Below are 13,574 nucleotides of genomic sequence, written 5' to 3' on the forward strand. Positions count from 1 at the left end.
GGTTTCCTTAATGATGGATTAACAGTCGGACGCGGGCGACTGCTGGAATTTGGTTTAACGCGTCGATAAGTTGCTGACTCTGAGCATGATCTAGGTCGTCGACATCAATGATGGTATAGGCGGTACCAGCTTTAGCCGCATTAGCCATGGTCGCGATGTTCAAATTAGCTGCGGCCAATTTTTGGGTGATTTGGCTGACCATATTAGGCACATTTTCATGAATCACCGTAAAGCGGTAAGCGGCATTGAATGGCACGGTTAAGGTTGGCAAGTTGATGGCATATTGCACGTTACCGGTTTCTAGGTAAGTCATGATGGTTTGAGCTGCTTGGGTGGCCCCATTAACTTCAGCTTCCAATGTCGACCCACCAATATGTGGTGTGACGGTGACAGCGGCTTGATTGGCTAATTGGGGTTCGCCAAAGTCTGTGTAGTAATGGGCGATGTGACCAGTCTTGATGGCAGCTAAAACGGCAGTGTTATCGACAATGCCGCCACGTGCGTAGTTGAAAAGTTGCGCATTTTCTGGCATTGCGGCGATTTCTTTAGCACCTAAGAGGTTCAACGTGTCTTCATTTTTAGGTACGTGAACGGTGACGTAATCTGCGTGTTTAACAGCCATTTCAATACTACTTGCCCGTTGAACTTGTTTGGCAATGTTCCAAGCGGCATCGGCTGACAAGTAAGGATCGTAACCGATGACGTTCATGCCAAGGTTTAACGCAGCATTGGCCACCAGTGACCCGACGTGACCTAAACCGATGACGGCTAAGGTTTTGCCTAATAATTCAGTGCCATTGAATTGCGTTTTATCATGTTCAGTTCGTTGTGAGACATCAGCCTCGGTATGTTGGGCTGAGTAATTAGCCGCGGCCATCAAGTTGCGTGACGCTACAATCAGTAAGCCAATGACGAGTTCTTTGACAGCATTGGCATTACTACCAGGGGTGTTGAACACCGCCGTCCCATTGGCAGTCGCAACGCCTAATGGAATGTTATTGACACCAGCCCCCGCCCGCGCGATGACTTTGAGTGACTGTGGCAAGGCTTCTTGATGCAAATCAACGGAGCGAATCAGGTAGGCGTCAGGTTGATCAGATTCATTGAGTTGATAATCATTAGTGAATTGCGCAAGTCCGGCTGGGGCAATAGCGTTATAAGTCTTAACTTGATACATTAGGCATTCTCCTTTTTATAAATAGCTTCGAAATCAGCGAGATAGTCAACGAGGGCTTGCACGCCCGCTTTAGGCATGGCGTTGTATAGACTAGCACGCATGCCGCCAACCAAGCGATGTCCTTTTAAGTTTAAGAGGTTATGATCAGTAGCGCCGGCAATGACGCGTGCATCGATTGCGGGGTTGCCGGTAACAAATGGCACGTTCATTAACGAGCGATCAGCTGGTTTAACGGGATTGTTGAATAAAGTTGATTGATCCAAAAAGTCGTAAAGTAGGGCCGCTTTGTCATGATTACGTTTTGCCATGACGGTTAAGCCACCTTGCGCTTTGAGCCATTTTAAAACGAGTCCAGCGGCGTAAATTGCAAAGACCGGTGGGGTATTAAACATGGACCGTTTGTCGGCAAATAGCTGATAGTCAAGCATACTTGGTAAATCCTTAGCGTGACCGATCAAGTCATCGCGAACAATCACGATTGTAAGACCAGCAGGGCCAAGGTTCTTTTGCGCACCGGCGAAGATCATGCCGAAGTCTTGAACGTTGTAAGGTTGACCCAAAAAGTTAGATGACATGTCGGCCACTAATGGGACGTTACCCGTGTCTGGGAGTTTGGTGTAAGTCGTGCCTTCAATCGTATTGTTGGTAGTTAAATGCACATAATCGAGTGCTTGGTTAACGGGTTGATCAGGGTAAGGCAAGGCAGTGAACTGATTGGTTGCACCTGTTCCTAAAATGTCGACTTGGGTATGGACACGTTGGGCTTCTTCAGCGGCGCGACTGGCCCAGTGCCCGCTATCTAACAAGCCGATATGGTGATGATTGGTGGCCAAGTTCAATGGTGCGGCAGTAAATTGTAAGGTCCCACCACCTTGAAAAAAGAGGACACGATAGTTGTCGGGAATCTGCATTAAGTCGCGTAGATCGGCTTCAGCGTCATTAATGACTTGATCGAATAACGCGGACCGATGGGACAGTTCCATAATGCTCATGCCAGACCCTTGAAATGAAGGTAATTCGGCTTGGATTTGTTGGATCACGGGTTGTGGCATCACGGCCGGCCCGGCTGAAAAATTATAAGTTGTCATTAAAAATCCCCACTTTCAAAACTAAAAATTTACAATAAAAAAAGTCCTAGTAGTCGAATTAGACCACGAGGACTGTTAAAGTCAGTAGATTAATCGCCCTCGCATGAAATGTTGGTTTAAACATCCATGTTTAGGCTTGATGTACACAAAACTAGGCCAACACAGATGAATGTGTAGACCAGGAGGAGACGATTAAGTTAGCATTACGATTGATTGTCATATCATAAGCACTCCTTACTTTCGTTATGAGATAAATTTACCAAGTTGTTTTCACTTTGTCAATACAGAAATATGAGAAAAATTGTGGCATAATTAAAATTAAGTGATGTTTTTTAATAATAGTTTTATGGCTAAAGTGTGCTAATTAGCCACCTTCGTCAGCCAGTGATTCTGCCAGCTGTGGGGACCGGCGTCAGCCAAAAAGCGGTCTGACACCTCGCCTAAGCGCCTAGCAAAAGCCACTAGTCTCTCAGGTCGTCCACGTTGATTTACCCGAACTAACAACGTCTTCACGGCTGGCGCCATCACGGGCTGACTGCGGTTAATTGGTTGTAAAATAAGTGACACTTAATTTTGTATAACGGTGAGTTAGTTAGTCGAGAGTGAGTCCATGATGGGCCCAGCCGTGGGAATCTCTTGGCGGTTTACCGCCTAGAGATCGGTACTTTTGAAACGCGGGTTGGGCGGTTCAAAACGAAGGGCAAGACCGCTGTTTGGCTTGACCTGTCCGTCCACAGCGTTCCGGCTCAGCAGGGGCGAACGGCAGACGGCAAGTTTTAGCATTAGTCAATCTTTTAAATAACATAAAAAATCCGCTAAAGGAGCTTTTTACATGACAACTTTTTATATTGTTCGCCATGGTCAAACCACGGCGAATGCGCAGAACTTAAAACAAGGCACGATTAATACGGCGATTACCCATTTGAATGCGGTTGGTGAACAGCAAGCACAGGCTTTACATGCGGCGTTTGATATTAGTTTTGCCGACCGTTTAATTTGTAGTCCATTAGACCGAACCAAAGCGACAGCGGCTTTGTTAAATCATGGTCGCGAGTTACCGATGACTACCGATGATCGATTATTGGAAATCTCATATGGTCAATGGGATGGGCAAAAAAATGATGAGTTAAAAGCACGCTATCCACAATATTTTGATCAGGCGTTAAATGATGTCTTACCAACTTACGTTGAGGCTGCGACCGATGGGGAAACATTTGACCAGGTGATTGCGCGTGTGACGGCCTTTTTAACGGATACGGCAGCTAAGTATCCTGATGATCAAGTTATTGTCGTTACGCATGGCTTTACGGTCAAGGCGATGGTCTTAGCGGTGTTACAACCGACTGATCCGATGACGTTACCAGAACCAGAAAATACGAGTGTTACCAAGATTACAATCGATTCAAAGACCCAACATCAATATTTGAGCTACTATAATCGTCAGATTGGTTTTTAGGAGGACAACTTGATGAAATATGAATGGCGTAAACAGGATAAAGTCCTCTATCTACCCAAAGCCGTGGCGACGCCAATAACGGTGCCCATGTTCAACTACTATACGATTAGTGGTCACGGGGACCCTAATGATACTGAGTTTAGCGAGCGCACGGCAGCATTGTACGCCGCAGCCTATGGGATTCGAATGATGCCTAAAAGTGGGGTCACTCCGGACGGCTACTATGAATATACCGTTTTTCCATTAGAAGGGATTTGGACACTTGATCCGGCTGATGTTCATGATGATGGCAGCTTTGATAAGGCTGATCTGCAATATAAAATCATGCTACGACAACCAGATTTTGTCACGCCTAAACTCGCTGCCAGTAATTTAACGGCAGTGCAAGCTAAGAAACCGAATCCGTTTAATGCTGACGTACAATTTGAAATGTTAACTGATGGTGACTGTTTACAAGTTTTACATGTTGGGTCGTATGATGATGAACCGGCAAGTTTTCAAAAATTAGCGGCCTATGCGGAAACGCATGACCTAAAAAGACGAACATTAGCACATAAAGAAATTTATTTATCAGACCCCCGGCGGGCCGTTGCGGCTAAGCGCAAGACGGTTTTACGCTGGTTTGTATAGGTAACAAGTGCGAACAATTAACTTGACCAATTTTTAATTGGGGCTACAATAGTCATAATGCTAATCAAACCGCAGTAAAACTTGGACTTCGCTAGTCACTGTTGCTCTCAGGTCCAAGGTGTGACACAACGTTAGACAGCAACAGCCGGAATGTATAATTCTAGGTCTCCTAAGTAGAGCAATCCTTACCTAAAGTGAGGACTGCTCTTTTCGTTTGGGCTATAATTAAGGATGAGATAAAAAATTGTTAAAAAGGGTGACTTGAATGACATATTCAGCAGCTGAAACACGTTATCAAGATTTACCGATTCGCCGTGTTGGTCGGACCGGCTTACAATTACCTGCCGTTTCCTTAGGGTTATGGCGTCACTTTGGTGATGAGGCGCCGCTTGCTAATTCACGTGAAGTGGTCTTAGATGCTTTCGACCACGGGGTATTTAGTTTTGATTTGGCCGATAATTATGGTCCATCGAAAGGGTCTGCCGAACAGACCTTTGCCCAAATTTTAAAACGTGATTTAAAGCCTTATCGTGAAGAATTAGTGATTACGACAAAAGCCGGTTATCCAGCATGGCCGGGACCTTATGGGGCATTTGGGTCACGAAAAGCCTTAGTCGGTGCTTTAGATCGAAGTTTGCGGCGGATGGATTTAGACTATGTTGATATTTTCTATTCCCATCGTCCCGACCCTAACATTGATTTACAGGAGACGGCTCAAGCGTTGGACTTATTAGTCCGGCAGGGTAAGGCCTTGTATGTGGGAATTTCAAACTACGACCAAAAGCAAACCGCTGAAATGGTCAGTTATTTTGAAGACATGCACACCCCATTTACGGTGAACCAATACTCATATAATATGTTGAACCGCCAAGCTGAAACCAATGGTTTGTTGAAGTTTCTTGGTAAACACAACGCTGGCTTAGTGGCGTATGGTCCGTTATCCGAAGGTTTGTTATCGGATCGTTATTTGAAAGGTATTCCGGCTGATTTTCCGATTCATCGGACTAACAAATATGTCCTCGAAAATGGCACTGAAAAAGTTGTTTCACAGCTGAATGCGCTGAATGTGATTGCCCAACAGCGTGGTCAAACGCTGGCGCAAATGGCCTTAGCGTGGTTGTTGCGGACGGATACGGTTGCTAGTGTGATTATTGGGACGACGAGCGTGGCTCATTTGCATGCGGATCTTGCAGCGACCGAACAGTTAGATTTTAGTGCAGACGAACTTGCAGCAATTGACAAAATTTTGAATTAATTGACTTTAATTAACGACCAGTATCGCATTAGACGGGTACCGGTCGTTATTTTCATAGAAATGAGGATTGGTATGGAAACTTATAGCATTGGTGAAGTTGCCAAAATGTTAAACTTGTCGGTTGAAGCGATCCGATATTACGATCATGAAGGATTGTTACCATTTGTGAAGCGTGACTCGGGTGGTCGTCGGCGCTTTACCACGGATAATATTCAATTAATGCAGATGATTTTGGACCTAAAGGCGGCTGGGGTGCCTATTAAAGATATTGCCTACTTTGTGTCATGGCGTTTAGATGGTGATGAATCGCTGACCACACGATACGACTTTTTAGATGAACACGAACAAGTCCTTGAACAAAAGATTCAACAATTGCAGGCTTCGTTAGGTTATTTACGATTTAAAAAGTGGTATTACAAGACTGCCGCTGCGGCGGGCACTGAAGCTATTCACCTTTTGCCAGATTCCAAGCAGGTTGATCCCAAGACGTATCAAGAATACGATCAATTATTGCAACAGGGTCAAACGGCGAAAGACTTAGGTAATATTTCGGAATAAAGTACTTGACCTGTAGCTAACTATAGCTTGTAAGCTAGCCTCATAACTTATTTAAAATAAGCAATTGAGGAGTGGTTAAACATGATTATTTTGGCATTAATTCCCATTTTAATGGGTAGTGGTTTAGCGATGCAAACGGCGGTTAATTCAAAATTACGTCAATATGTCGGGTCACCTTATTTGGCATCAACGGTGTCATTCACTATTGGGGCGTTATTTCTAGTTATCTTGACTTTAGCGACTGGTGTTAATCCGCTAGTTGCTTGGTCAACGTTTACACAAAATCCATGGTGGATCTGGCTAGGCGGTCTCTTGGGCGTGCTGGGGATGACGGTTAACTTATTATTATTTCCTAAGCTAGGCAGTATTCAAACTGCTGTTTTGCCATTGTTCGGTCAGATCATCATGGGTGTCTTGATTGATCAATGGGGGCTATTTGGGTCGCCCAAGTCAGGATTAACGGTGGTTAAAGCAATTGGTGTGTTATTAGTCGCGGTTGGCATGGTCGTGGCCACGGGCATGGTAACGCGACAATCGACAGCCAAGTCACAACCAAAGCAATCACATTTGTTTTTACAATTACTCGGGATTGGTTCAGGTTTCTTGATGGCGAGTCAGACTGCCATCAATGGGCATTTAGGTGTGGTGTTAGGGTCGTCTGTTCATGCGGCGATGATTTCTTTTACAGTTGGTGCGGTTCTGCTTTTTATCTTGTTGGCCGGTTTACACTTGCCATTAACGCAATTGACGCCAGCTTTTAAAGCGGGTACTCACTATTGGTGGTTATGGATTGGCGGCTTTCTAGGTGCGCTTTATGTCTTTGGTAGTGCTTGGTTAGTGCCACAAATTGGGACCGGTCAAGTGGTGGTGATTGCACTATTTGGGCAATTGTTCTTTAGCGCTTTGATCGATCAATTCGGTTTGTTTGAATCTTTAACAAACCGGGTGGTGTTGACACGAATTATAGGCTTAGTGACGATGTTTGTTGGGGTTGCTGGCATTCATTTTCTTTAGGCTGGTTATTTTCTGAAAATTTGAAACAAATTTTAACCCTTTTTCTAAAAGGACCCTATAATTAGGGTGTACCAAAAATTAGAAGGGAAGTTGTTTTAGTATGGCTACAGCAGTTGAAATGAACAGTATGTTAGACGAAAAGATGACGGACGTGTTTGATTGGAGCGATTCCAAGTTACCCGTACGGGATGCGATCTGGAATCACTTTATGGACGCCGATAGTCATGATACTGACAAGACGGCTGATGAGGTAGCGCCTTATATGAGTATGGATCAAGCTAAGCTAAAGAGCGAAGTTGAAAAACTCCTAAAGGCTTAACTAAAATAACGACCGGAACGGCCTAATTTTTGAAAAGTACGAATTGCCAGCTAGGTAATCCGTATTTTTTTACATAAATTTTCATTTAAATGAACGAACACTTGTTCTGGAAACTGTGCTATAATCGAGATACTTATTTGCGATGAGGTGATCGAGGATGGAACAGTTGAAGACAATTGAAGCGTCGTTGTTACAGGCCTATGAGATGAATTGCGTGGTGCAATTAACCTTGACGAATGGCTATCGGCCTAGTGGATTAATTGCGGCCGTTAATGGGACGTCGCTGTTGCTGAATCAAAAAGCTGGGGTTGTTAATCAAATCAAAATCAGCGAGGTCACCGAAATTACTTTCTTGAAAGAGAGTTGGTGGCAACGCTAAAAACGAGGTCGTGACTTCACAGCACGGCCTCGTTTTTTTCAATCTTTGAATTTAGTGGCAACTTCTTGCTTTCGAAATCGCGTGATTTTTTGAATCAAGGCCACCGGAACTGGTTGATCTAGTGGCAGTTGAATGGCACCCTTACTAGTCGGATAATCGGCGAGTTCATCAGAAAAAGCCGTGATCGCACTAGGGGTTGGGTAGAGGCCAATGTGTTTTTTAAATAGCGCAAAATGAATGATGTTTTCGTGCCAATAAAAGGTCGGCATTTGATACTTAATCCGTTCTTCAGCTTGCGGTAATTCAGTCTTAATCGTGTGATAAATGGTGGTCAAGGCCGATTGACGTTCAGTTGGTTGTGCGTGAATATAAGTTTCAATGGGGGTCATGATTTTCTTCCTCGCGTAATTGACGAACTAACTCAACATCAGGGCGAACGGTAATGGTCGCGGCTTTGCCACTAAACGTGACGAGACCGGACTTAGCCCCTTTGGGTTTGTGTAATTGACTGACCTTTAACACATCGACAGGGACGCGGGGATACTTGCGGCCCTTACTATAATAGGCCGTTAATACGGCGGCTTCTTGTAACGTTTGTTGGCTCGGATGATTACTGTGAATAACCACATGAGAACCGGCCAATTCACTGACATGCATCCAGTAGTAATCTTTCCGCGCCGTTAAAGTTAAATGATCGTTTTGATCACTGTTCTTACCAATTTCGACCAAGACATGATCGGTTGTATAAAAGCGTCGTGGATGCGCCGGTTCGGGTAACTTAGAAGAGTGTAAAACTTTGGTTTTTAACGCCCCTTCGGCGATTAATTGCTGCTTCACTTTGGTGACTTGTGACACGTCTAATGGGTTAAAATTAGTTTGACGCGCAAGTTGTTGTGTTAAAGTTTTTTGGGCTTGAGCCAGGTTGGCTTCAACGGTGTCTAAACCGCGCTTGTGCTTACGATATTGATGGAAGTATTCCTCGGCGTTAGCCATGATCGACTTGCTAACGTCTAATTGAATAGTTAGTTGCTGGCCCGGTTGGCGATAGTCGGGCAGCTCAACATAATTGTGATGACCGTCAATTTGACTGGCATACGTTTTTAACAAAGTCCCTTTAACTTGGAGGTCGGAAAAATCTTCGACACGATCAATGGCGCGTTTTAAAGCGTCGATTTGTTTGCGGGTACGATAGAGTTGCCGGTCAATGGCTTGACTGACTAGTGTCGCATCGTCTAATTCGGTTGGTGTTGACATGAGTGACCGTCCTTTATTTCGAATTCGTTAAAGTTATTATACCGCGTGGAAAATAATTCAGCACTTTTCATGAAAATTCGGTATGCTATTAGGTAGGAGTGTGATAAATCGTGCAAAAAACATTAATTATTAACGCTGGGAGCTCATCATTGAAGTGGCAATTATTTGAAATGCCTGCTGAAACGGTGCTGGCCAGTGGTTTAGTTGAACGAATTAGTATGCCAGGATCGATTTTTACGATCAAGTATGGCGATCACCAAAAATTTGAAACAATCGTGGATAATTTAGATCAAGCCCATGCCGCGCAAATGATGTTGGATGAACTTCAACGCTTAGCGATTATTAAGGATTTAACGGAAATTACCGCTGTTGCGCATCGCGTGGTTGCCGGTGGTGAAACTTTCAAACAAGCTGTTGAAGTTACGCCAAGCGTTTTAGAACAAATTCGCGAGTTAAGTAGCTTTGCCCCCTTACACAATCCAATGGAAGCTCAAGGGATTGAAACAATGGCCCAAACGTTGCCTAACGTGAAACAATACGCCGTTTTTGACAGTCAATTTTTTACGGATTTGCCAGAAATGAATGCTATTTATAGCTTACCTTATAAATTAACCAAGAAATATCATATCCGTCGTTATGGCGAACATGGCATTTCGCATGGTTACTTAACTGGTCGGGCTGCGGAATTATTAAAGCGACCTAAAGACACGGTCAATTTGGTCACGATGCACTTAGGTAGTGGTGCTTCATTAGCTGCGGTTAAAGATGGCAAAGCCTTCGACACGTCAATGGGCTTTACGCCATTAACAGGGGTTACCATGGGGACACGGGCTGGCGATGTTGACCCATCAATCTTGCCATTTTTAATGGATCAATTAAATATCAGCGATCCCAATGAAATCATGATGATGCTTAATAATGATTCCGGGTTACTGGGTGTTTCTGAGATTTCACCAGATATGCGTGAAATCAAAGCCCAAGAAAAGACGAATCCACAAGCTCAATTAGCCGTGGATATCTTTGTTAATCGGATTTCAAAATATGCCGGGAGTTACTTAACGGAACTTCACGGTGCCGATGCATTGATTTTTGCTGGTGGGATTGGCGAACATAATGTCCAATTGCGGCAACAAATTATTGATGAATTGCAAATCTTTGGCGTGAAGTTAGATGCTGATTTAAATGCAGCCGGCCAAGAAGGCGTGATTAGTAGCGCTGATTCTAAGATCAAAGTGTTGTTAATTCCAACTAACGAAGAGTTAGCGATGGTGCGCCAAGTGGCAGCGATTCAGTAATTAAGCTTTTCGTAATTTCAGATCAATGATGACGGGGTTATCGTCAATTCGTGCTACACTGCTTACCAAGAACAAAGCAAAGTTCAACCAGCGGTCGTGACGACCGTAAGGAGGGAAGCTCGAGTTCGAGCGGATAGATGATCGGTTTATTGATTGCTTTAGTAATTGGTCTATGGTTACTCAAAGTCTTCTTTAAAATTGGTTTTAAATTAATTGGATTGGTATTTATGGTTTTCATCGGGTTATTTTTAATCCGAGTGGCCTTGTGGTTAGGCGCCGCGGTGTTAGTCATCGGTGGCCTACTATTTTTCGCCAGTCCATTTAGCAATTAGGTTAAAAATTGAAATGAGTCTCGAGTTTGATGAAACTTGAGGCTCATTTTTAATGGTATTAAACGCTACGGTCGGCTGAAATCTGGTTCTGTGGGGAACGGCTCCAGCCATAAAGCGGTCTGGGGCCTCGCTTCGAAGACTAAAAACCAGTCTTCAAAGACGTCCCACAACGTAAGGTGGCAAAAAAACGCCACCCAACGTTGTTGACACGGAACCTGATTTCAACCGGCCTTCGCTAAACTAAATTTGTTTTTGTTTGGAGGAGATTATATGGACTTAGCACAGATTAGTCAGCGTGTTAGTTATACCGAATTAGTTTATCAACGGGTGAATAAGAAGCTTAATATTGAGTTATCTAAACCGGCCATTGAGGCGCTGGTACAAGCTGTGTTAAGTGATGCCACAACGACAATTGAACGGCATGGTAAGAATTATTACGTGAGTAGTGTGACGCGACAAGTACAATTGGTCGTTAATGCCGGTAATTTTCGTCTAATCACCGTTAATAAACTATGAAAAAGCGAGGTACTAACTAACGTTTGAACGTTGGTTAGTACCTCGCTTTTTAGATGATTATTTTTCAAGTTTCAACTGTTGGCGAATCCGTTTTTCTTCCCCAACCGCAATGATGGCGAGCATGATAATACTCAACACGACCGCAATGTAGAAGACGATAAACGTATCGTTCCAACCATGTAGGTTCATCCCTAAGAAGGATAACCCGTTGGCCTTAGGATCAGCGATGGCAGCAAAGCCGACTTGTGCCATCAAGTCCCCAAAGATATAGGCAAACGTCCCAGTTAACCCATCGGAAACGTTTAGCGCATTCTTTGGCACGAAGCTGATTACGGCAACCCCAATTAAAAGTTGTGGGCCATAGATGAGCATCCCTAAGAAGAATAAGGACGTGTTAATCATCATCGGCGTGGTGCCGTAACGGTATCCCAGCACGACAAAGGCAGTTAAGGCCAAGCAAATGATGGAAACGACTGCCCGCCGACCTTTTAAGACGTCAGAGAACCAACCCCAAACAACACTCCCGATAATGCCCCCAAGCTGGAAGAGCAACAAGGTATTGGCGCCTTGAGCAACGGTAAAATGAAGCTGTTGAACCGTGTAGAGCGGTGCCCAGTTAACGATTCCAATCCGTACCACGTAGACAAAGACATTGGCGATACAGAGTAACCAAACCCAAGGACTCTTCATGACAAAGGTCTTGAAGATTTCCCATTTACTCATACTAGAAGCGGTTTGGTCCGCAGCGGAAATCTCTTCACCAAAGATCACTTCACTGGAATCCCAACCAAGTTCTTGCGGGTCATCGGCGCCATAAAACAGTCCCCAGAATCCAATAATGAGACCAATAATAGCAGGAAAAATAAACATACCGCCGACGTTACCAGCAAATAAATGATTGGCCCCCCAGAGCGCAATGACCCCAGCAACTGCGCCACCAAATTCATGGGAGATATTCCAAATCCCAATGTAGCGACCACGCGACGTGGTGGTTGTCCACCGTGAAATTGTGGAGAGCGAGGCTGAACCACCCGGAGATTGGAAGACCCCGTTCAATGACCAGAGCACTAAGATTAAGCCTACTGGGGCGTTGTTCATTAACAACGCCACCCCGATGATTAAGGTCATTAAAGCGGCCAAAATCAACAGGAAGGACATGAAGCGCTTAGTGTTCTTGCCATCAACCACGTAACCGAGAACCGTTTTCCCAATCCCATAGGCGAGTGAGAAACCATAACCGATCCAGCCTAACGCGGTAGTTGAAATGCCATCCTTAACGAGCAATGGTTGTGCCGCGGAGAGGTTGTTACGGATCAGGTACATACTGAAATAAACAAAGAAAACGACCAAAAAAGCTTTTAGAAATTCCCGTAACCAACGTTGACGTTGATCAGCGATGGAAAGTCCCAGCTTCTTAGGGCGTTTTAGGTCAAAATAATGCCACATAAATACCCCTTCTTCGAATGTAAAAATTTATCGACCAATTTCAGTATAGCACAGAAACTGAAAACGGTTGCTTTGCTTTCAAAGTAGGGTTCCTAACCAGACCATCGCTAGCCCACCAATTAGGCTTAAGCCTAAGTAGCTACCAGCAGTTTTCAAACGTCCATTACGAGCCAATAGCACAATTTCGTTAATCATTGTTGAAAAGGTCGTTAGGCCACCCATAATACCGGTACCTAAGAATAGTTGCCAGTTGGCGGATAACGAACTCGTCATATCCCAGCCTAGCAATAATGCCCCAACGAGATTAATGCCAAGCGTGGCTACGGGTAAGGCTAGTCGCTGGTTTAAAGGTCTGGCGAGCCGCATAACACTGTATCGAGTAAGCGCCCCTAAAGTAGCACCACTACTCACTAATCCGATCAATTCCCACATCAGCGTCCCTCCTCAGGTAACCAATATTGACTCAATAAGTTACCTGCGAGTCCGGCTAACAAGCCGAGGCCTAAACTAGCGCTAACGTAGGCTAATACTAGTCCGGTTTGGCCTTGTTGCCACAAGGTGAGGGTTTCTAATGTAAAGGTCGAGAAGGTGGTGAAACTACCGATTAAGCCAACACTTAGGCCAGTAACGACGGCTTCACTAACTGGTAACCGCGCTGGTAATAGGGTGGTCGTTAAGCTTAACAAAAATGCCCCAGTAACGTTAATGATGACGGTGATCCAGAAATGTTGTGGCCAACTAACAAGTAAGCCGAGTGCTTCACGACAACCCCCACCGATAGCCGCGAATAATGCAATGTAAATGATTTTTCTCATAGTCTGCCTCTTTGATTTCAGAAAATACTTTAATTTTACT

Annotated in this window: 16 protein-coding genes; 9 read left to right on the plus strand and 7 right to left on the minus strand. The window is 44.4% G+C overall.

Translation table 11 applies throughout. The features are described from left to right. Nucleotides 1–7: 7 nt before the first annotated feature. A complete protein-coding gene (locus tag FFM84_RS07030) occupies nt 8–1,177 on the minus strand; it encodes a phosphoglycerate dehydrogenase (RefSeq protein WP_130844324.1) in 1,170 nt (389 codons plus the stop codon). Continuing rightward, complete coding sequence (gene serC / locus FFM84_RS07035) at nt 1,177–2,265, minus strand: 3-phosphoserine/phosphohydroxythreonine transaminase (RefSeq protein ID WP_130844323.1); 1,089 nt, start codon at nt 2,263–2,265, stop codon at nt 1,177–1,179. Before serC ends, FFM84_RS07030 begins: the two co-directional genes overlap by 1 nt. A gap of 832 nt (nt 2,266–3,097) precedes the next feature. On the opposite strand from serC, the gene FFM84_RS07040 reads away from it, so the two are divergent. The 7 genes from FFM84_RS07040 (at nt 3,098) to FFM84_RS07070 (ending at nt 7,876) form a co-directional block, all read left to right on the plus strand. Further along, on the plus strand, nt 3,098–3,721 hold the full coding sequence (locus tag FFM84_RS07040; protein ID WP_130844322.1) for a histidine phosphatase family protein: 624 nt from the start codon (nt 3,098–3,100) through the stop codon (nt 3,719–3,721). A gap of 12 nt (nt 3,722–3,733) precedes the next feature. Then, the gene (locus FFM84_RS07045; RefSeq protein ID WP_130844321.1) at nt 3,734–4,351 is read left to right on the plus strand and encodes a GyrI-like domain-containing protein; all 618 of its coding nucleotides are present in this window, start codon (nt 3,734–3,736) and stop codon (nt 4,349–4,351) included. Between the two features lie 265 nt (nt 4,352–4,616). After that, on the plus strand, nt 4,617–5,606 hold the full coding sequence (locus FFM84_RS07050; protein WP_130844320.1) for an aldo/keto reductase: 990 nt from the start codon (nt 4,617–4,619) through the stop codon (nt 5,604–5,606). A 72-nt stretch (nt 5,607–5,678) separates the two neighbouring features. Further along, a complete protein-coding gene (locus FFM84_RS07055) occupies nt 5,679–6,164 on the plus strand; it encodes a MerR family transcriptional regulator (RefSeq protein ID WP_130844319.1) in 486 nt (161 codons plus the stop codon). A gap of 81 nt (nt 6,165–6,245) precedes the next feature. Next, nucleotides 6,246–7,178 carry a DMT family transporter gene (locus tag FFM84_RS07060; protein ID WP_130844318.1) on the plus strand — a complete coding sequence of 311 codons (933 nt, stop codon included), beginning with the start codon at nt 6,246–6,248 and terminating at the stop codon, nt 7,176–7,178. Between the two features lie 100 nt (nt 7,179–7,278). Further along, nucleotides 7,279–7,497: a P8 family protein gene (locus FFM84_RS07065; protein WP_130844317.1), complete on the plus strand. Its 219-nt coding sequence runs from the start codon at nt 7,279–7,281 to the stop codon at nt 7,495–7,497. Nucleotides 7,498–7,654: 157 nt separating this feature from the next. Next, a complete protein-coding gene (locus FFM84_RS07070) occupies nt 7,655–7,876 on the plus strand; it encodes a hypothetical protein (protein WP_130844316.1) in 222 nt (73 codons plus the stop codon). A gap of 38 nt (nt 7,877–7,914) precedes the next feature. Here the strand turns inward: FFM84_RS07070 and FFM84_RS07075 are convergent, their stop codons facing one another. Both FFM84_RS07075 and FFM84_RS07080 read right to left on the minus strand, forming a co-directional pair. Further along, nucleotides 7,915–8,265, minus strand: coding sequence for an iron chaperone (locus tag FFM84_RS07075; protein ID WP_130844315.1), 351 nt, complete (start codon nt 8,263–8,265; stop codon nt 7,915–7,917). Continuing rightward, nucleotides 8,252–9,130 (minus strand): NFACT RNA binding domain-containing protein, encoded by an 879-nt coding sequence (locus tag FFM84_RS07080; protein ID WP_130844314.1) that lies wholly within the window; start codon nt 9,128–9,130, stop codon nt 8,252–8,254. Before FFM84_RS07080 ends, FFM84_RS07075 begins: the two co-directional genes overlap by 14 nt. 110 nt (nt 9,131–9,240) lie before the next feature. On the opposite strand from FFM84_RS07080, the gene FFM84_RS07085 reads away from it, so the two are divergent. Both FFM84_RS07085 and FFM84_RS07095 read left to right on the plus strand, forming a co-directional pair. Further along, nucleotides 9,241–10,425, plus strand: a complete 1,185-nt coding sequence (locus FFM84_RS07085; protein WP_130844313.1) for an acetate/propionate family kinase — start codon at nt 9,241–9,243, stop codon at nt 10,423–10,425. A 602-nt stretch (nt 10,426–11,027) separates the two neighbouring features. Then, complete coding sequence (locus FFM84_RS07095) at nt 11,028–11,273, plus strand: DUF3781 domain-containing protein (RefSeq protein WP_130844311.1); 246 nt, start codon at nt 11,028–11,030, stop codon at nt 11,271–11,273. A 57-nt stretch (nt 11,274–11,330) separates the two neighbouring features. Here the strand turns inward: FFM84_RS07095 and uhpT are convergent, their stop codons facing one another. The 3 genes from uhpT to FFM84_RS07110 form a co-directional block, all read right to left on the minus strand. Then, nucleotides 11,331–12,719: a hexose-6-phosphate:phosphate antiporter UhpT gene (gene uhpT, locus FFM84_RS07100; RefSeq protein WP_130844310.1), complete on the minus strand. Its 1,389-nt coding sequence runs from the start codon at nt 12,717–12,719 to the stop codon at nt 11,331–11,333. Between the two features lie 78 nt (nt 12,720–12,797). Next, nucleotides 12,798–13,151 (minus strand): fluoride efflux transporter CrcB, encoded by a 354-nt coding sequence (gene crcB / locus FFM84_RS07105; protein WP_130844309.1) that lies wholly within the window; start codon nt 13,149–13,151, stop codon nt 12,798–12,800. Next, a complete protein-coding gene (locus FFM84_RS07110) occupies nt 13,151–13,534 on the minus strand; it encodes a fluoride efflux transporter FluC (RefSeq protein WP_130844308.1) in 384 nt (127 codons plus the stop codon). Before FFM84_RS07110 ends, crcB begins: the two co-directional genes overlap by 1 nt. Nucleotides 13,535–13,574: the final 40 nt, after the last annotated feature.

The organism is Lactiplantibacillus mudanjiangensis (genome assembly GCF_005405385.1).
GTDB classification, from domain to species: domain Bacteria; phylum Bacillota; class Bacilli; order Lactobacillales; family Lactobacillaceae; genus Lactiplantibacillus; species Lactiplantibacillus mudanjiangensis.